The following is a 20,119-nucleotide window of genomic DNA, read 5'->3' as shown; positions in this document are numbered from 1 at the left end:
TTCTAGCTTACTCTAAATCAAATAATAATTGTATCTTTGCTGCCCAGATTACTTATACCAAATAAGTAGATCAACATAGAAGATTATACACCTATATTATATATAAAGAGGTATGAAGAAAATTATTATAGCATTTTTAGCAATAGTATTGATTGCAAGTTGTAACTACAAGAGAGATTCTGGTCATCAACAGTCAGAGTATCAAATAGACAACCTGCCCGCATCAGTCAAGCTGATCCATACAACCCCTATCAAAGATCAGGGTGAAAGCGAACTCTGCTGGGCGTATGGCATGCTTGCAACCATCGAAAGCGAGCATATCATGAAGGGCGACTCTGTTAATCTGTCCGTTGCCTACGTGGCACGCATGATGCTTCAGGAACAGGCACTGGAATATTACTTTGCTCAGGGAAAGAAAGATATCAGCCTTCGTGGCACCGCTTCCATGCTTATACATTATATAGATAAGTATGGAGCCCAACCATACGACAGTTACGAAGATCCCAAGCATGTAAACTATAAGGTGCTCTGCCGAAAGGTACAGAAGCTATGCGACAGTGCCATCTCCCAAAAGACGGGTATCGACAAACTCAAGGAAGATTTAAACAATCTCTTTGATGCAGAAATAGGATACATGCCCGCCAAGGCTGTCCACATGCTAGGTGCCGAATACACCCCACAGGAGTTTGCCCACAGCGTATGCTATCCGGAAGAATACGTATCGCTCACCAGTTTCTCCCATCATCCTTTCAGGGAATACTTCGCACTTGAGGTTCCAGACAACAGAATGCACGATGTCTTTCTCAACCTCCCTCTTGACGAGATGATGCTCCACATCCAAAAAGCAGTAGAAAAGGGTCACCCTGTCTGCTGGGAAGGCGACATCAGCGAACCAGGTTTCCAAACACCAAAGAAGAACTATGTAGATGTTCGACCAGCGGAGCGACCTGTAACACAATTGTCACGTCAGAAGGAGTTTGAACAACTCCGCACTACCGATGATCATGTGATGGAAATCATAGGTTCTTTCGTTGAAGGCAAGCAGCGCTATTACGTCTGCCGCAATTCATGGGGTAAGAAATGGGGAAACAAGGGACTCATCTATCTCTCGGAAGACTATATCAAGCAAAAGACCATAGCCGTCTACATGAGTGAAGATGCCTTCCTTTATGATAAGGTTTAAGATAGGTACGATAATACTTGATATAAGTCAAATATCTGCTTCATAACACTTGTGTACGCACACACATAGTTGATTTACATCAAAAAAGGGGGCTTTTTTAGCATTTTCCGCATAAAAGATTTGGCTGGTTGGCAAAATCGTCGTACCTTTGCATCGTCAATAAGACAAAAAGGTTATTAGGTTTTTAGGTTAAGATTGTTAGTTGTTTATAGGTTATTAGTTAAAAGGTAAAAAAAAGATTGTTTATTCAAGGACGACAAAAGAAAATTTGTTTAGGTTATTAGGTTTTTAGGTTTAAGATTGTTAGTTGTTTAGTTTTTTTAGGTTATTAGTTTTAAGGTAAAGAAAAAAGATTGTTTATTCAAGGACGACAGGATAGTTTTTCAGTAGGTTAGGCGTAACTTAAGGTAAAAAAGAAAAACGTATCGGATAACAAAAGATGAAGCCTGTGAGCAGTAAAATGACTGCTTCGGGCAACACAACGGAGGGGACTTGTGAAAGCAAACCTCCTTGAGTTATGAAAAAATTGGGAATATAGCATTAATGGTGCGCAATTTCGAGGACTCTCGAGGTTGCGCACTTTATTTTTATTGAAAATATCTTCGATTTTATTTTGTATTACCAATGAAAAGTCGTAATTTTGCAAAAGATTAATAAAGGCATTGAGAATATGGCAAGACATCCTTTGTGGAACGAAGATTACTGGCTGTTACTGTTACAGTTGTACCAGAAAAAACCAATGGGCGTAAAACCTCTCTATTCGAAAGGAATGGTTGACTTGAGCCTGGAGCTCCACATTCAACCAGAATATCTGCATGAGCAGATGTTCAAACTGAGAATGGTTGCTCCGCACATCAAGCGATTATGGGATAAATACGCCGATAATCCACGCAAACTGGCTCACGATATAGCTCTCGTCAGAAAGATGAGGGGATGTGGCAATGCGCAAGCTTTCTTCGAAGGAGTGGCTTTGAAAGAATCATTCGAGAAAGATTGGGAACCGCTAGAAGCAGAACCTTCACTCACTCCGGTGAAGCTGATCATTATTCTTGATCTCTATTTCCAGCTTACCCCCATCACCATGGTACCAGAAACCCCTGAGATTATAGACCTCGCCAAGTTTATCAAAACAACGCCGGAGATAATTGCAGAGGTGATGAGCGTATTCCGGTTCTGCGACCCTTATCTCAACAGAGAGAAAGAACCCGCAAGCCCACTCCTGGAACCATGCAGCGATATTTGGCAAAAATACGGTAATGGAAATCCGGATAAACTGTATCAGTTTGCCAATGAACTGAAAGAATATTTTAAGAACAAGTAATATACTATCAAATTATAGCTTAACTCAAAAAAGAAAAAAAATGGCTCAGAAACTCATTCAGACACAGGCACAAAAGCTGCAACAGCTTCAAAAGCTCACCGCACAGCAGATACTGCAGGTGAAGCTCTTGGAAATGCCTCTCACCGAACTGGAGGAAAGCGTAAATGCCGAACTGGACGATAATCCTGCATTGGAGAGTGAGAATCCAGACGATATGCTGAACGAAAGCTACGATGGAGAGACTCCGATGGATACTGATACAGAAAACTATAATGACGACAGCAACGAAGAGGCTGCCTACGAGGCTCAATCGGAAAAAGAAGAAAGAAAAGATGAACTGGACCAGGCTTTGGAAAGCATAGGAAGAGACGACCAGATGCCTGATTATAATACAGATAGATACAGCAATCAGGACAATGCTGACTATGAAGAAATGGTGTATGGCGATACTACCTCCTTCTACGATAAGCTGAAGGAGCAGATGGATATGCACATACTCTCTGATAAGGAAAAGGAGATTATGGAATACCTCATCGGTTCGCTCGATGATGACGGTCTGCTACGCAAAGACCTAGACAGCATCTGCGATGAGCTTGCCATCTATCACAACATAGACGTAACGGAGAAGGAGATTGAGCATGTGCTCCACATCCTCCATACCTTCGACCCTGCAGGTGTTGGTGGCAGAAGCCTTCAGGAATGTCTCCTGCTGCAAGTCAAGAGATTGCCAAGAGGCGTTCTCCGCAAGACGATGGAAGAAGTTTTCACCGACTATTTCGAAGAATTCACCAAGAAACATTGGGATAAGATCAAGGCGGGACTCGAATTAAACGATACCCAGGTAGAAACCCTGAAGGAGGAAATCAGAAAGCTGAATCCTAAACCTGGTGCTTCAATGGGCGAAACGGAAGGCAGAAACATGCAGCAAATCACTCCCGACTTTATCATCGACACCAATGATGACGGTTCTATCACGTTCACCCTCAACCGCGGAAACGTTCCCGAGCTCACCGTGTCTCCATCATTTACTGATATGATAGACACCTACAAAAAGCACAAGGAAAAAATGAGCCGCCAAGACAAGGAGGCGCTGCTCTATGCCAAGGAAAAAGTAGACAAGGCTCAGGGATTTATCGAAGCTATCAAGCAACGTCGGCACACGCTCATCGTCACGATGAAAGCCATCATTGACATTCAGCGTCAGTTTTTCATGGATGGAGACGAAGCCGACCTGAAACCGATGATTCTCAAAGACATAGCAGACCGTACAGGTTTGGACATCAGTACCATATCACGTGTCAGCAACGTAAAATATGCACAGACCAAATGGGGAATATTCCCACTCAAATTCTTCTTTGGCGACAGCTATGTAACGGAAAACGGAGAGGAGATGGCTACCCGCAAAATCAAGCTGGCCCTGCAGGAGCTGATCAATAAGGAGGATAAGAAAAAACCACTAAGCGATGAAGCCCTTGCCAAGGCGCTCAAAGAGAAAGGTTTTCCTATTGCACGACGCACGGTTGCCAAATACAGAGAGCAGTTCGGCATCCCGGTTGCACGACTCAGGAAATAAGGAAAGATACGTTAGAGTTATGAAATATTAGAGTTATGAAAGAGAAAAATATCATATTGGCAGCTCAGATTATGAGTATGATCTTCACCCCGTTCTATCTTCCGCTGGTAGGACTCACCGTGCTGTTCATATTCAGCTACATGGCATTATTGCCCATGGCTTATAAATTGACGATGCTTGCCTTTGTGTATCTGTTTACGGTTGTTACTCCATCCCTCCTGATACATCTATATCGCAGAGTACAGGGATGGACAGCCAAGGAATTAGGCAAGAAGGAGCGTCGTATCGTGCCATACATCATCTCCATCGTGTGCTATTTCTGCTGTTTCTTCTGGATGGAATACCGCAATACGCCACGTGTCATCAGCATCATCGTGGTTGTAGCGATGGCAATACAGATGATTTGTGCCATCATCAATGTCTGGTGGAAAATCAGTACGCATACTGCAGCCATCGGTGGCGTGGCAGGCACATTGGTATCCTATTCCATGGCGTTTTCCTTCAACCCGCTATGGTGGCTCTGCTTAGTCTTGATTCTGGCAGGAGCAGTAGGAACAGCCAGAATGATTCTGCGACAACATACGCTATCTCAGGTGGTTATGGGATTTCTGATAGGAATCGTCTGTGCTATTATGATTATCTAGCATCAGTATCAGAAAGCACATTCTGCAAAGAAAAAAGTTTATAATTATAAATAAATAAGAAGAAATGAAACCATTAGTAAGCATTATCATGGGCAGTACAAGCGATCTGCCTGTTATGGAAAAAGCATGTAAGTGGTTGAACGACAACCAGATTCCTTTCGAGGTGAATGCCCTCTCTGCTCATCGCACTCCAGATGCAGTAGAATCATTCGCCAAGGGAGCTAAGGAGCGTGGCGTAAAGGTAATCATCGCCGCTGCCGGTATGGCTGCCGCCCTTCCTGGTGTCATCGCAGCATCTACCCCACTGCCAGTTATCGGTGTGCCTATCAAGGGTATGCTCGATGGTCTTGATGCCATGCTCAGCATCATTCAGATGCCTCCTGGCATTCCTGTGGCTACTGTTGGTGTGAATGCGGCTCAGAACGCTGCCATCCTCGCTGCCGAGATGATTGCCCTTGCCGATGAGGAAGTGGCTCAGAAGGTAGAGGCTTGGAAGGCGGGTCTCGGTGCCAAGATTGAGAAGGCTAACAAGGATTTGGCTGAGGTGAAATACGACTTCAAGTGTAATTAATCTAATATGCCCCATTCTTTGGGGCATATTCTATTCTTATACATTATGGTAGATTTATTCAATTATACCCGCCGTGCCTCTTCTGTGGCACATATCGGAGCCCTCAACCTGGGTGGCGATAATCCTATCCGCATCCAGTCGATGACCACCACCAACACCAATGATACCGAGGCTTGCGTTCAACAGGCTGAGGAGATTATCAAGGCTGGTGGCGAGCTGGTGCGCTTCACCACTCAGGGTTCCCGCGAGGCAGAGAATATGAAAAACATCAATGCCGGCATCCGTGCCGACGGCTATCAGACTCCGCTCGTAGCCGATGTTCACTTCAATCCTAACGTTGCCGACGTGGCTGCTCTCTATTGTGAGAAAGTACGCATAAATCCAGGCAACTACGTGGATCCTGCCCGCAAGTTCATCAAGCAGGAATATACTGATGAAGAGTATGCTCACGAACTCAAGAAGATTGAGGAACGCTTCGTGCCTTTCCTCAACATCTGCAAGGAGAACCATACAGCCATCCGCATCGGCGTGAACCACGGTTCCCTCTCCGACCGCATCCGCAACCGCTATGGCGATACGCCAGAGGGCATCGTAGAGAGCTGCCTCGAATTCCTGCGCATCTGCAAGAAGGAAAATTTCCACGATGTGGTTATCAGCATCAAATCATCCAATACCGTTGTGATGGTCCGCTCCATGCGCCTCCTGGTAGAAGAAATGGAGAAGGAAGGCATGAACTACCCACTCCACCTCGGCGTAACCGAAGCTGGCGAAGGCGAGGATGGAAGAATCAAGAGTGCCGTGGGTATCGGTGCCCTGCTGGCTGACGGTATCGGCGATACCGTTCGTGTAAGCCTCAGCGAGGAGCCTGCTGCAGAGATTCCGGTGGCTCGACACCTGGTAGATTACATCGGCAAGAAACAGGGTCATCTGCTGATTCCTGCCGCAGCTTATCCTGGCTTCGACTGGCTGCGCCCTACCCGCCGCGAAACCGTGGCAGTAGGCAATATCGGCGGCAACAACGTTCCGGTGGTTATCAGCAACCGAATCAACGGCGAGAGCACCGTTTGTGAGAACAAGGATGCTACGCCTGATTATATCTATATAGGCGGCAAGATGCCTAAGCAGTTTGTGCCAGGTCAGAGCTACATCGTAGATTACAATGTTTACGAGACGCTGAACAGCAAGCCTGAGACCACCGGTGCCAAGCTCTACCCTATCTTCCCAGCCATGGCAATGCCGCTCATCGCCAGCATCAAGGCCGACGTCAAGTTCCTCACCCTGCAGTTTGGTACTCCAGCCGAGGAATACATCGCCTGCCTGAAGGCTCATCCAGAGGTGGTGGTTATCTGCGTCAGCAATCATCAGAATCGCCTGGGCGACCAGCGCGCATTGGTTCACGAGATGATGAATGCCGGCTTGAAGAACCCTGTGGTTTTCGCCGAGATGTACCAGCACAGCAAGGAGGAGAAGAGCGACTTCCAGCTGGAGGCAGCAGCCGATATGGGAGCCCTGATGATTGATGGTCTTACCGATGGTATCTGGCTGATGAACGATGGTGACATCCCTGCCCTGACAGTAGATGAAACCGCTTTCGGCATTCTCCAGGCAGCCCGTCTGCGCACCAGCAAGACCGAGTATATCAGTTGTCCTGGTTGCGGCAGAACACTCTACGATCTCCGTGAAACCATTGCCAAGATTAAGGAGGCAACCAAGCATCTCAAGGGTTTGAAGATAGGAATCATGGGCTGCATCGTGAATGGTCCAGGCGAAATGGCGGATGCCGATTACGGCTACGTAGGTGCCGGTCCTAACCGTGTAAGCCTCTACCGCAAGCAGGTTTGCGTAGAAAAGAACATTCCACAGGAGGTGGCAGTAGAGCATCTGCTCGCCCTCATCGACTCGGATAAGGAAGGATAATAAAGAGAAAATCATAAAAAACAGAAAGGTCAAACTTGTGAGGTAAGACACGAGTTTGACCTTTTTGTTTTATTTTGTAACAAAAGCAACAACAGATTTCTTTAGTTTAATCACCAATTTGTTTTCACTAAAAGAAAGAACTGTTGCAAAGAAAAAATGTTATCTTTAAGTTAATAAGAGAAGAATATCGCTATTATCACAGAAAAAGTTGTATCTTTGCACAAGATTTAATAACCAACATAAAAGAGATTCTTATGAGTGATTTTTTAAAACCATTAAGTAGCAGAAGCCCCAAGTAGTGGTTAATTGTTGCTATTTTAGTTATAGACGGATGGGTAGCGCAGATTTCTGCGACTACATGCACTTCAGTTGCTAGCATTATCGCAATAGCCGCATTGCTATTGCTACTTTCTCTGTTCGTATATTGTCTGTATTTCAAGATTTTTTAAATGGAAAAGAATAAGAAAAAGTCTCTCTTTCAACACCTTTGCCATGCAAAATGTCCAGAGTGTGGAGAGCAAGTGCCATTCAGTACCGTAAAAAAATACTTTCTGCACGGCACGTCTTACTATACAACCTGCCCTCATTGTGGTCTGCAAATTCATCCTGCAAAAGAGCCAGTCAAGACATATACATGTTTTTGTTTGGGCGGCATGTCTATCATGATTCCAATGTATTCGTATTGGTACTTCGTAGCATGGGATTTCATTCCAGCCTTACTTTTCGCTCTTCCATTTGTTATAGCGATGGTTACTATCGTTGCTATTTTAATTATACGAAATATAAAATTTTCAAGTTAATAAAGAGCATCAGGATCTTCATCTAGGGTAAGGATATATTTGGGATATTGACCATTAATCTGCTGAAGCGAGGCTAGCTCTCGCTTCAGAGTAGCCTCGTCCCTAACTGTAGCTGCCGTAAGTTGGACGTACCTCCGATGCCTTCCACATACTCCCTGAATGACAAAGGAAGGCAAGCATACTTTGCTGCCAGAGTTCACTATGTTATCTTTAAGTTAATCATCCCTTCATTGCTTTGCCGTTTCAAATAAAAAATGTATCTTTGCAATCGAAACATTGAAAACAAAATACGATTATGGCTGATACTAAGTTACTCCTGGTTGAGGATGATGAAAACCTCGCCTATATGGAGAAAAGCTGCTTCGAGGATATCATCGGAGGATATGAAGTGAAAACCGCCGTTAACGGCAAGGAAGGACTGAAGGCGTGGAGAGACTTTCAGCCCGATGTCATCGTATCGGATATCGACATGCCTATCATGGACGGCATCGAAATGGTGAAGAACATCCGAGAGGTGGATGGAGATACCATCATCCTTTTTACCACCGGCCTCACCGCACCCAAGGATTTGAAGGCAGGTTATGCCGCCGGAGCCAACAACTATATCAAGAAGCCTTTCATTCCCGAAGAGCTTGATGCCCACATACATAGCCTCATCCAGCTGAAAGCCGGAAAGCGCAGCGAGAATGCCAGCTGCCAGATCAAGCTGGGAAGATATACACTGGATGCCAACCACGCCACCCTGAAAGATACACAGGAAGGCAGCGAGAAGATGCTTACCGCACGAGAGGCTAAAATCCTCGAACTGCTGGCGGTAAACAAGAACGAGGTGGTACGCCGGGAAGCCGTACTGAGCCGTTTCTGGGGCGTGGAAGACAAGGATTACTTCGCTTCCAGAAGCCTGGATGTATTCATCAAAAAAATCCGCACGGCACTGGAAGACGAGCCTGCCGTAGAACTGAAAACCATCAGAGGAGTGGGATTCAAGCTCATCGCAGAATAAACATCCCCCACCCCCTCATAACATCATACGAGAATTAATTAGAAGAAAGAAAAAACAGAAAAGACATTCATCATGCTGAAAGCGATATTATACTACATACTGTTCCTGGCAGAATATCTCATCACCATCTTCCTGGGAGGATTCCTGGTGGGACTCTACATGGCAATGAACATGCATTCGGGCTCCCACAGCCAGCAGATAGGAGCCCTGAAGGAATCAATCTATCCGTTTATAATAGTCATCGGATTTCTGGGCATACTCATCGTATGGTTCACCTTCGGACATTACAAATTCTCCAGGTTCTCGCTTGGAAAGGTGATTCCTGCCGCCAAATGGAAGGCGATGACCATTTGCACCATGCCGATTCTGGGCTTCACCATGGTCTTCTATTCCATCATGAACCTCTTCCATCTCGACTTCCTTCCCAAGCAGATGATGGATATTAGCTATCTCGGCTTCCTGCCTTTTAATATCAACGGATCGTTTATATCTGCCTACATCTTCTTCGGCGCCATTCAGGAGGAACTGATCCGCTGCGGCAAGAAGAGTTGGGTGCAGCTGCTCACCCTCTCGATCATGATGCTGCCAGCCAGCATGATGTCGGTAACATCTAGTGGTGACATCAATGTAGATTTGACCGTGCTCGGTTTTATCTCCCTCTGCTATTGCAGCTGGATATACAGCAAGACGCGCAGCACCATCATTCTCATCGTGCTCTATTTCGTATCCAATCTGGTTCCCTTCCAGTTTGAATCGAAAGTGCTCGGCATATTGCTCCTGATAGCCGGCACAGCCTTAACTATAGGTGGATTCGCTGCCCTGAGCAGGAAACTGCCTGAAATGCTTGTGAAAGATGAAGACTAATAGAGCCAAGGCACTCAGCACCACGGCTCTGATTGCCGTGCTCTGCATGCAGCTGTTCTGGATGTGGAACTCTTTCGAGATGACCGTTCACCAGATGGGATTTGAAACGCCCTGGAACCTGGCACCGGATGTCAGGGCACAGGCTTTGCTCGCTGCCTTCTACGAAAGCAAGTTCACGGTTTTCACCTCGCTCCTTACCACGGTGGTGATCATCCTGAGCCTCATCGACCAGATCAACTACATCGATGAGCAGGAAAGGGTGCGACTGCTGCGCGAGGACTTCTCCTATGCAATGGTTCACGACATGAAGTCGCCACTCACCTCCATCATCATGGGAACCAAGTATCTGCACAGCGGCGTACTGGAGAAGAAGCCGGAAATGAAGGAGAAATATTTCTGCATCGTAGAAGACGAGGCGCAGCATCTGCTTGCCCTCATCAACCGCCTGCTCACCATCTCGAAACTGGAGCACGGCAAGCTGCATATTCAGAAGGCGGAAGTAGATTTGGAAACGATGATAGAGGATGTGGTGGATAAATACAAGGCGAAATCAGCGAAACCGATCCATATCATCACCCGGTTTGGAGCCACCTCTGCCCTAGCCGACGAGGAATATCTGAAGGAAGCGATCAGCAATCTGGTGGATAACGCCACCAAATACTCGAAGGAGGAAATCAACATTGAGATTTCCACCCTGAAGGATGACAGAAACGTTTATATCAAGGTTTTTGATGAGGGTATCGGCATAGCCAAAAGCGAGCTGAAGACCATCTTCAACCGCTTTGAGCGCGCCGCAGAGCACGAAAAGGATGCCCGCAAGACTCGTGGCGGCTTCGGTATCGGTCTGAACTACGTGCTGCAGGTAATCAACGCCCATGGCGGCAAGATAAGCGTGAAGAGCGAGAAAGACAAATGGTCGGAGTTCACCATCTCGCTGCCGAAATAATCTGTACCATAAGCATTTACTGAATTATGAATTTTACGTAACGAAGATTTCATAATGTCCGAAACAAAGATACATATTTGAAATCCGCAAGTTTTTGGGGGAAATAATGAAAATAACATTAAAAAAAGAAACTTTATGAGAAAACTCTTCTCTGTTACAAAACTATTTCGTATATTTGCAGCACAAATATAAACCGCCATTTATATAAACGAGGATTTACATTATGAAGTTTTACGATAGAGATAAAGAACTTGCAATCTTGCAAGCCAATGAGCAGCAGTCGTTTGAGAGTGCTGTGTTTACAGTTCTGATGGGGCGCAGAAGAATAGGCAAGACTTCACTCATCACAAAGTTTTTAGAGAAAAAGGAGTATGCCTACCTCTTTGTCTCCAAAGACTCGGAGGCTCTATTGTGCCAGAATTTCCAAAGAGACCTGGAGCAGCAGATAGGACTTACCATCTATGGTGAGGTTTCCAAGTTCAAGGACCTGTTCGAAGTGATCATGAAGGAAGCCCAAAAGCGACACCTCACCATCGTGATGGATGAATTTCAGACACTCTATAAGATTAATCCATCTATCTTTGGAGATATACAGAATATCTGGGACCGATATAAGCGAGAGGCAAAAATCAATTTCATTGTATCGGGCAGTATCCAGACTTTAATGAAACGAATCTTCGAGGATGAATCGGAACCGCTCTACGGGCGTCCTACATCCAAGTTTACCCTCCGTCCTTTCACCATTGAGGTGATGAAGCAGATTCTGCAAGATGTAAACCCAAACTATCTGCCAGAGGATTTACTCTGTCTATATGCCATTACCGGTGGCGTGGCAAAGTATATAGAATTGCTCATAGATGCCAAATGCTACACCAGAAAAAAGATGCTCGACTATGTCTGCCGACAGGATTCCTACTTCCTTACCGAGGGTAAGGATCTTCTGAACCAGGAATTCAGTGGAGATTTCACCACCTATTTCTCCATCTTGCAAGTCATCGCCAACGGCAAGACCAAGCGTAGCGAGATAGATAGCGTATTACATAAAGACATGGGCACATATCTCCAGAATCTGGAAAGCAGATATGAACTCATCAACCGGATGAAGCCACTACTGGCTAAGAAAAACGGAAAAGTTACGGCATACGAAATCCATGATAACTTCCTGCGCTTCTGGTTCCGGTTCATCTATCCATATCAGTCGCTGATAGAGCGCAATCTGTTCTCTCTCCTGCGCAGCAACATCGAAAACAATTACGAAGGCTTCACAGGCAGAACCCTGGAACGTTATTTCCAGGATAAATTCATGGAAACAGAGCAATTTACGCAAATAGGAAACTGGTGGGACCGAAAAGGAGAGAACGAAATAGATCTCATCGCCATCAACGAGTTCACCCATACCGGCTTGATTGCAGAAATCAAACGCAATGTTCATAAGCTCAGTATGAGTAAGCTACAAGAGAAGATAGCCATATTGCCCAAAAAGGACTTTGGAGAATATGAGTTTGAGACGATAGGACTTTCACTGCAAGACATGTAATCTATGAAGCGGGCACATGATGAGATTGCCCTCATCATCACGAAGATGCATACCACTGCCCTGGCAGTATCTGAAGTATCTGCACTCGGCACACTCACCCTTCCGCATCCATTCACGGTTACGGTAAGGAAGGAAACGGTGCTGCCAGATATCCATGAAATCATCCTGGTAGATATTGCCCTGATGATAGTTGGAACGGATGCTGGCACAGGCTGAAATGGAGCCATCTACCAAGACCGAACCAACGGTTACGCCTGCATGACAACCATAGAAAGTATTGCGGATATCGCCTTCGAAGTTGCCCATGAATCCCTCGCAACCATAGCTGCACGCTATCCTACCCTCTTTTCGGGCCTGCTTGATAAACTCCAGGATGCCTTTGTATTCTTCCGCAGCTAGATGCATATCAGGATTTGAAGCAGCTCTGCCTACAGGAAATACGGCAACAACTCGCCAGTTTTTCACCCCTTTATCTATCAGAAACTGCCTGATGGCGTCAAGATGGGGATAATTGCGGCGATTGACGCAGGTAAGGATATCAAACTTGATTTCGGGATGCGAAACCAGAAGGTCGATAGCTTGCGAAACCATCTCGAAACTATGCTTGTTGCCCCGCATCCAGTTGTGCTCATCGCCCAATCCATCCATGCTGATGGTCATGGTATGGAGTCCTGCATTCAGTAAGTCATTGAATTTCTGAGGAGTAAGATAGAGTGCGTTGGTTACCATTCCCCATGGAAAGCCCTTCTTGTAAATGGCAGCTCCACATTGGGTGATGTCCTCACGCATCAAGGGTTCTCCCCCCGTTACGATGACGAATACCTGATGAGGATCCGTATGTTGGCTGATGTTATCTAGCACCCGCAGGAAATCCTGAAGGGGCATATCGGTTATTCCTGCCTTTACCTTGCAATCGCTTCCGCAATGGCGGCAATGCAGGTTGCAACGCAGGGTACATTCCCAGAAGAGCTGGCGCAACGGATGCTCCTCTACTATATGCTGATACCCCTTGCGCAAAATCTCCAAAGCGAGTCTTCGGCGCAAGGATAAGGGTTCTATCTTCGTCATACTGAATTATCTTATTTAATCTAGAGGGAATTAGTGAAAACACAGAAGCTGAAGGCTTCCCATGAGCAGGCAAAGCCCAGAGAGTTTTTTTGCCGTTTTACACATTTTTAAGAGCCACTTTCCACCCATTTCTAAAAAAAAGCAATACCTTTGCTGCTGAACAAGATATTCAAACATAAAATAAATAGGAATTATGGACTTAAAAGGAATCTACACAGCCGATGCCAATCGCTATGGCGATGCAGAGGCGCTTTACAAGAGATGCGGCAAGAGCGGAGTCTTGCTGCCTAAGGTTAGTCTGGGATTCTGGCACAACTTCGGAGGAGTGGATCCTTACGAGAGAAGCCGTGCCATCACCCATTATGCCTTCGACCACGGAATCACCCACTTCGACCTTGCCAACAACTATGGTCCTCCTTACGGAAGCGCCGAGGAAACCATGGGCAGACTGATGAAGGATGATTTCCAGCCTTATCGCGACGAACTCTTCATCTCTACCAAGGCGGGATACGATATGTGGGAAGGTCCTTACGGCAACTGGGGCTCTCGCAAGTATCTGATGGCGAGCCTCGACCAGAGTCTCAAGCGCATGAATCTGGACTATGTAGATCTCTTCTACAGTCATCGCTACGACCCGAATACCCCACTTGAGGAAACCCTCCAGGCAATGGTAGACATCGTGAAGCAGGGTAAGGCACTCTATCTCGGCATCAGCCGATGGCCACTGGAAGCCCTGAAGTTCGCAGATAAATACCTGAAGGAGCGCGACTGTCCGCTGCTCATCTTCCAGGACCGACTCAACATGCTCGACCGTACGCCACAGGAGAACGGAACCCTCGACTACTGTCACGAGAACGGCATCGGATTCATCTCCTTCTCGCCTCTGGCACAAGGTCTCCTCACCGACCGCTATCTCAACGGCATCCCAGCCGATAGCCGCATGGCAAAGGAGCATTTCCTGAAGCACAGCGCCCTGACACCGGAGTTGCTGGAGCAGCTGAAGCAATGGAATCAGGAAGCTGGGGAACGAGGCGAGACCCTTGCCGAGATGGCGCTAGCCTGGATATTGCAGCAGAAAGGCGTTACCAGCGTATTGGTAGGTGCCAGTTCAACAGCCCAGCTGGAAAAGAACATGAAGTGTGTTCATGCCAAGGCTTTTTAATATTGGATTAACCAAATCATTTCTCTGTTATTTTGCCAAATCGTAGTATTTTTACATAGATTTGGCAGAATAACAGTTCACTATTTTGCCAAATCGTGGTATTTTAATAGAGCATGCCAAACATCCATAACGGAATAATGTTTCCATAACCAGTCTCAATATCGTCCTTTACTACATATCCATTTTCTATGTTCTGCAGCTGATTTTGCTTTTTCTTTTTTCCTCCAACCTCGAATGTATATTTCCCGTCTATCAGGAAATCAGATATAGGTGATACTGTTACTGGCATGAATGAGCGTGTCTGATTGAAAAAGAAAGTTTCTCTCACAGTTCCTATCTCAACACTCTTTCCAGCAAGAGTATAGATAAGCGTTGGATTATCCAGATAAATCTTATCTACCTTTCCTAGTCCTTGAATACCACCAGTTGAAGTGCGGAGTTGCCCAATAAGTCCGGCTTTCTCCAAGTAGGCGCAAAGGTCGGCAACATTGTTTCTAGAAACTTCCAACTGCCCTCCTATCTGACTCATATTAGGCTTGAATGGTGCACTCTGAGCGATAATGGCAAGTAGCCTTTTGAGTTTTCTTGCTGTTGAAACAGTAAGGTCAGCATATTGCGGAATATCGGTTTCTATCGTTGCATTGACCACTTGCTGAATATACATTCTGATGTCGCCATCAGAAAAAGGATAATATCCTCGTTGCAGATAGTCTGCGAAGTGTTCTAATGGCAAGAAGCCAGTCGGTATATTGACTTCCTGTTGCATAAGCTGTTCTAAAGTACATACCGGAAAGTGGATTCCATGAAAGAGTTCCAGATATTCCCGGTATGACAGACCTTGCATCTCGTACATAAGTGCACGACGACTCAGGTCAAATGCTCCCTTAGCTATGTCGAGAACAGATGATCCGGTAAACATTACATGGAGTTCGGCATGGTAGTCGTATATCAATTTCAACTCTCTTGCCCAATCCTTGTATTTATGAATTTCATCAATGAAAAGATACTTTCCGCCCATCTTTGCAAATGAATCTGCCAGTTCGGTGAGCCTATGACTGGCAAAATAAAAATCTTCTGCCTGTACATAGAGTGAGTCTTTTCTTGGTAGTTGTTCTTTGATGTGTTGAAGCACCAAAGTTGTTTTACCTACACCTCTTGGTCCCATCAGACCTATCATACGAGCATCCCAATTGATGCGATTATACATATAGCGATGAAACGTAGTACTCGTTTCTCTCAGCAATTTGTCGAATGTTGCTTGTAATTGTTCCATTTTATGCCCGATTATGTTGTTCTTTGGCTGCAAATATACGAATAAATAGCGAAAGTGCACTGGGCTTAGTGCACTTTTTAACGAAAATTGCACTGAATAGAGTGCAATTTTCTAAAATTACATTATAAATGCCAAAAACTAGCAGATAATCGGCGCTTACTTCTCTACCAGCACATTCTGGTCCTCATAGCTGTCAAACCCCAGACTGATGTCGGCACCTCTTTTCTTGAAAACCTCCAGGAGAGCTTCCTGCATCTCAGGGTCGAGGGGGAACTCGCCATTCTTTGCCTTGTAGAAACGGCGCTGGCTGAAGGGGGTGTATACGTTCAGATATCTGGCATTGCCCGATGGGATGGAATCGCAGAGACGGGTGAAACCTCTAGCCCAGCGCTGATGTTCGTATACGAGATGATAAGGACAGCCTTCTCCCTCTACCTGGAGAAGATCGGTATTCAAAATGATGAAGGAAGCTTCTTCGGCTTTTGCCTTCTGATAGTTGGCGTAGCGGGCACAAGTGTTGCTACGGCTACATGATGCCAATGGGCATGTAATGTTGTAAGGAATGTATTTGTTCATTTTTGCGTTATATTTTAAAAGTTATTGTATAGTCTATTATATAATAGGTATGGAAGGGTACTTACGAGGTGCCGGAAAGCCTCCCGGAAGTCGTCATGATAGTCCTGACGAGTTGAAAAGAGCCTCATTCCACTTTTTGCCTGACTATGGCACAATATTGCCCTCTACTGGGGCAATTTTTTGCCATTGACGGGCGCAAAGTAATACGTCGGGAGAAAAATTTCGGGAGATCTACCACAACCATTCGGAATATGCTCTCCGACTGCAGAAAACGTGGTTTTGCCCGTGAAAAACCTTACTCTCGATTTTACTCTTCACTCTTCACAGACTCGCCTGAAATCCCGATAAACACAGGGGTTGTGAGAGGTGAAGAGTGGTCATCCACTCTTCACAACTCTTCACCACTCTTCACAGCGGAGCCGCTTACGTTTACCCTTCTGGGGGAAATAAGGCTCCTCACAGTTTATTCTCAAGCCGAGAGAGGGAGGAGCTGATAGGCCTGTCCGTTTCTGGTATGCTTGCTCTTGCATCCCATAAACTTGAGAGCCTGACCTATTTTAATCTTCGTACTCAAATTTCCTACCAGCATAGGATACTGCAGATGAAGCACCTTGAATACCTCGGAGCTTACCATCCATTTGCCCTCCTCTTCCTCTTCCGGCATTCGGAAACAGTAGTTGATCATGGTCTCCAGATCATCTACCTTGAAGAAAGGCAGGTTGCACTCCTGAATGCGTGCCACCTCATCATTGGTGAACCAATAAGGGGTCTTCTTATCACGAAGCTCATACATCATTTGTGCATAGAGCTGGTCATAATTGATGGCTGAATTATTGTCAATAAACTCCCCGTCGGGAACCCGAAGACAGAGGTAGCGGCGACTTCCCGTCGGGTCGCAGAGCGGATGCTCATCATTGGTGGTTGCCAGAAATGAGGCGTATCTTCTGCGGTCTGCCTGACTCTTGCCGAAGATAGGACGACCATTCACCTTTACCTTCGAGAGGGTCTGTTTCAACTTGCCCTGCTGGGCAACGGTGATGTTGGCAAGCTCATCGACATTCACTATGAGATTGTGGGTGAGAGCCATTTCTGAATCAAACTTGTTGCCGAAGTTGATGTGGTCGAGGAAATACTGTCGAAGTTCCTCGGGCAGCAGTCTGACGGCAAAGGTACTTTTTCCGCAACCCTGCTGTCCGATAATCACCGGTACGGTTTCATTACCGTGCAGCATATCCATCTGCAGCCAATGGGCTACTGCCGAACGGAACCAGGTGGCGCACCAGGCAAGCTGTTCGCTGGTCAATCCCGGAATTCTGCCGAAAAGAGCAGCCACATGGTTCTTGCCATCCCATTTCGGCAACTTGTTCATGTATTCCCGGATAGGGTCGAAAACGGGAACAGCATCCGACTTGATGTACTCCTCGATGTCCTGTCTTGGCGACTTCTGCTCGCCAATTCCCAATTTCTTGGCGCGGCGTACGATGGAGTTGAATGCCTCAGCTGTAAGAATCTGCCAGGTTTTCTTCTCTGGATTCTCCTCCTTCTTTTGAGTCACTTCTTTTTTCTCCAACTCCTTCTCCCCGGAAATCTCCTTTATTTCGGAGTTCTCCTTCGCCTCGGAATTTTCCGGTTCCTCTTCTTCCAGTTCCTTTACTGGTTTGATGCAGATGAACTCGGTCTTTCCGTTCAAAACATTTCTCCGGAAGAGATAAGACTCCTCCAGAAAGCTCTCTACCTGGTAGATTGCCAGCTGATTACCTGTCATCATAGATGACTTAAAATTTCTTTTTTCTTCCATAATTCATGGCTTTAAAAATTATTAATAATGATGTGATTCACCCTCAAAAAAGATGGGGTGAAGAGTGGTGAAGAGTGGTGAAGAGTAGGCTACCACTCTTCACGCATCTAAACAACTGTATATTAGCTATTTATAATACATTTGTGAAGAGTGAAGAGTGTTTTTGAAAATAGCTTTCTATCCACCCGCAGCCTGAAACTTCCATCCAGTCTTCTCAACTCCGGGTGCAAAGATAATCAATAGGAAAGGCGTTTTCCAAGTTTTCCCGTCTGTCGCACGCCCTTCCCGCTCCATTTGGGAAAAAATCAGAGGGGTTGTGGGAAAAGGCGTGGGAAAATCGGGCAGAGTTCTTCAGTTTTATGGGAAAACATTTGGTGATAATGATAGAAAAACGTAAATTTGCAGACTGATAACGGAACTTCGTTTCGAAAACTATTCACTATAAAACAAGAAATATGCTTCAGACTCAACAAAATAAACAAGTCCCCGCATTCAGCTACGAGGTTTTCGATCGTCAACTCGACAATTTTGCAATGATGCTCAAGGTGTTGATGGACGGATGGGAAGATTACAGCTCTCAGGAGATGACCTTCGACATCCACTCCCTATGTACCAAGGCTTCCCGACTCTGCTATCTGGCAGATCAGGACCTCGCCTTGCAGCATACCGATGTTTCCCATCATCGCAAGGAGCAGAACGAAACGTATTTTACCTCCTTCGAACTCATCATCACCACCCAGTTTACCAAATTCATGAAAAAAGTCCTTGCCCAGGTCAAGGCTGGCAAGAAAGTAGAAGGACACTCTTCCCCGATGTTCTCCTCAGAAATCAGTACGCTCCTGCCTAAGTTGCAGGACCTGCTGCTGATGGATGGCATGAGCAGGGAATCGATACAGATAATGGTGGGAGATATCCTGAATACGGAGAAGCTGATTCAGAAAAATCATAAAATTACGAAGTTTCCGGGAGTGAGATACGAGGAACGTCTGTGGTATCTCATCCGTCTCTATTGCCTCGCCAGCTATCTGGTGCTGCATTTCCGCAGAGTTTGCCACGTTACCAGTTCAGAAATGCCACCCGAGGAAGCGGCACGATTAACGGAATGGGCTGTGCAGAAATACATCTCGGAAAAGGAAAGCAGCGAAAAGCTGGAACTGTATTTCTCCAATCTGCAGTATGACAACGATGGAAAACCGCTCAACGTGAACCAATGGCTCCAGGCCAGAAGGGAGTTGAAGCATCTGGTGCCCCAGAATCTGCTCCTGCTGTTTCTCAATAGTGCAGATGACGTGAGCCAGTTGGGTGCTTCGCTGATAAAAGTGAATTTCTCGAATGATGAATTCATGATGCTCGTGGATGCTGTGGCGAAATACCAGCTCATCACGGAGCATATCCGTGCCATAGAATTTCCGGAGGAATTCGAGCAAGACCTCCATAATGAGGTGTTCTATCTTACGGTGAATGGCCGTTCGGTGAATCTGGAGGAATTGAAGAAATCCATCTCCAAGATGGTGAATCTGGTTTCCAGGAAAAACCACTGGTTCTGCGTATGGAGCGTGCTGAAGCATCTCAACCTGATCAAGCATGAGAGTACCTTCGCCACCTTTGCCCATCAGATGATGAGTGACGACTGGTTTGGCAACATCGATCCCCGTCTCCGCTTTACGGGAGATAATCTGAGCGATTATTCCCGCTACTTCAATGAATATGATTATACCGAATGGAACGAGGAGATGTTTCTGGAGAAGAAGGAGCTGTATGGGATGACGAAGTGGTCGCCTAAACTCTATCAGAATTTCTCCTCGCTCTGTGCCAGGATGATGCAGGCCATCTGGGGCTACAGTTTCTTCGGCTAGCCCCCCATTGATACAGGTTGATGGCAG

General features: G+C 46.0%; 17 protein-coding genes. 13 read left to right on the top strand and 4 right to left on the bottom strand.

Translation table 11 applies throughout. The annotated features are described in order from the left end of the window. Positions 1–112: 112 nt before the first annotated feature. The 11 genes from ACTQ16_RS12755 to ACTQ16_RS12705 all read left to right on the top strand — a co-directional run bounded on the left by ACTQ16_RS12755 (position 113) and on the right by ACTQ16_RS12705 (position 12,359). Positions 113–1,183, top strand: a complete 1,071-nt coding sequence (locus tag ACTQ16_RS12755; RefSeq protein WP_441937719.1) for a C1 family peptidase — start codon at positions 113–115, stop codon at positions 1,181–1,183. Between the two features lie 670 nt (positions 1,184–1,853). Beyond that, positions 1,854–2,504, top strand: coding sequence for a hypothetical protein (locus ACTQ16_RS12750; RefSeq protein WP_441933750.1), 651 nt, complete (start codon positions 1,854–1,856; stop codon positions 2,502–2,504). A gap of 40 nt (positions 2,505–2,544) precedes the next feature. Beyond that, positions 2,545–4,077 carry an RNA polymerase factor sigma-54 gene (gene rpoN / locus ACTQ16_RS12745; RefSeq protein WP_441937718.1) on the top strand — a complete coding sequence of 511 codons (1,533 nt, stop codon included), beginning with the start codon at positions 2,545–2,547 and terminating at the stop codon, positions 4,075–4,077. 35 nt (positions 4,078–4,112) lie between these two features. Further along, positions 4,113–4,721: a phosphatase PAP2 family protein gene (locus ACTQ16_RS12740; RefSeq protein ID WP_294968979.1), complete on the top strand. Its 609-nt coding sequence runs from the start codon at positions 4,113–4,115 to the stop codon at positions 4,719–4,721. Between the two features lie 64 nt (positions 4,722–4,785). Further along, positions 4,786–5,292: a 5-(carboxyamino)imidazole ribonucleotide mutase gene (purE, locus tag ACTQ16_RS12735; RefSeq protein WP_006848250.1), complete on the top strand. Its 507-nt coding sequence runs from the start codon at positions 4,786–4,788 to the stop codon at positions 5,290–5,292. Positions 5,293–5,337: 45 nt separating this feature from the next. Further along, positions 5,338–7,209: a 4-hydroxy-3-methylbut-2-en-1-yl diphosphate synthase gene (locus ACTQ16_RS12730; protein ID WP_441937717.1), complete on the top strand. Its 1,872-nt coding sequence runs from the start codon at positions 5,338–5,340 to the stop codon at positions 7,207–7,209. A 449-nt stretch (positions 7,210–7,658) separates the two neighbouring features. After that, positions 7,659–8,009, top strand: a complete 351-nt coding sequence (locus ACTQ16_RS12725; RefSeq protein ID WP_294968985.1) for a hypothetical protein — start codon at positions 7,659–7,661, stop codon at positions 8,007–8,009. Between the two features lie 295 nt (positions 8,010–8,304). Next, positions 8,305–9,012 (top strand): response regulator transcription factor, encoded by a 708-nt coding sequence (locus tag ACTQ16_RS12720; protein ID WP_264951089.1) that lies wholly within the window; start codon positions 8,305–8,307, stop codon positions 9,010–9,012. Between the two features lie 72 nt (positions 9,013–9,084). After that, on the top strand, positions 9,085–9,876 hold the full coding sequence (locus ACTQ16_RS12715; protein WP_294968988.1) for a hypothetical protein: 792 nt from the start codon (positions 9,085–9,087) through the stop codon (positions 9,874–9,876). Beyond that, entirely contained in the window at positions 9,866–10,822 is a 957-nt protein-coding gene (locus ACTQ16_RS12710) for a sensor histidine kinase (protein WP_441937715.1), read from the top strand. Before ACTQ16_RS12715 ends, ACTQ16_RS12710 begins: the two co-directional genes overlap by 11 nt. A 223-nt stretch (positions 10,823–11,045) precedes the next feature. Next, positions 11,046–12,359, top strand: coding sequence for an AAA family ATPase (locus tag ACTQ16_RS12705; RefSeq protein ID WP_294968994.1), 1,314 nt, complete (start codon positions 11,046–11,048; stop codon positions 12,357–12,359). Here ACTQ16_RS12705 and ACTQ16_RS12700 read toward each other — a convergent pair. Beyond that, positions 12,342–13,427, bottom strand: a complete 1,086-nt coding sequence (locus ACTQ16_RS12700) for a TIGR04133 family radical SAM/SPASM protein (RefSeq protein WP_441937714.1) — start codon at positions 13,425–13,427, stop codon at positions 12,342–12,344. The genes ACTQ16_RS12705 and ACTQ16_RS12700 overlap by 18 nt on opposite strands. 193 nt (positions 13,428–13,620) lie before the next feature. Here ACTQ16_RS12700 and ACTQ16_RS12695 point away from each other — a divergent pair, with 193 nt between their 5' ends. Continuing rightward, positions 13,621–14,589 carry an aldo/keto reductase gene (locus tag ACTQ16_RS12695; protein ID WP_441937713.1) on the top strand — a complete coding sequence of 323 codons (969 nt, stop codon included), beginning with the start codon at positions 13,621–13,623 and terminating at the stop codon, positions 14,587–14,589. Positions 14,590–14,692: 103 nt separating this feature from the next. On the opposite strand, the gene ACTQ16_RS12690 is transcribed toward ACTQ16_RS12695, so the two are convergent. From ACTQ16_RS12690 to ACTQ16_RS12680, 3 genes are all read right to left on the bottom strand, one after another. After that, positions 14,693–15,862, bottom strand: coding sequence for an ATP-binding protein (locus tag ACTQ16_RS12690; protein WP_441933737.1), 1,170 nt, complete (start codon positions 15,860–15,862; stop codon positions 14,693–14,695). Between the two features lie 156 nt (positions 15,863–16,018). Continuing rightward, complete coding sequence (locus tag ACTQ16_RS12685) at positions 16,019–16,438, bottom strand: DUF6078 family protein (protein ID WP_441937712.1); 420 nt, start codon at positions 16,436–16,438, stop codon at positions 16,019–16,021. Between the two features lie 469 nt (positions 16,439–16,907). After that, the gene (locus ACTQ16_RS12680; protein ID WP_441937710.1) at positions 16,908–18,236 is read right to left on the bottom strand and encodes a VapE domain-containing protein; all 1,329 of its coding nucleotides are present in this window, start codon (positions 18,234–18,236) and stop codon (positions 16,908–16,910) included. Between the two features lie 455 nt (positions 18,237–18,691). Between ACTQ16_RS12680 and ACTQ16_RS12675 the strand changes: the two genes are divergently transcribed. Continuing rightward, positions 18,692–20,092 carry a hypothetical protein gene (locus ACTQ16_RS12675; protein ID WP_441937708.1) on the top strand — a complete coding sequence of 467 codons (1,401 nt, stop codon included), beginning with the start codon at positions 18,692–18,694 and terminating at the stop codon, positions 20,090–20,092. The last annotated feature ends 27 nt before the right edge of the window (positions 20,093–20,119 follow it).

Origin of the sequence: Prevotella sp. LCP21S3_D2 (assembly GCF_052118345.1) — a bacterium.
Classification (GTDB): Bacteria; Bacteroidota; Bacteroidia; order Bacteroidales; family Bacteroidaceae; genus Prevotella.
Note: the sequence above shows the minus strand (reverse complement) of the source record. Positions and strands in the feature narration are given on the sequence as shown.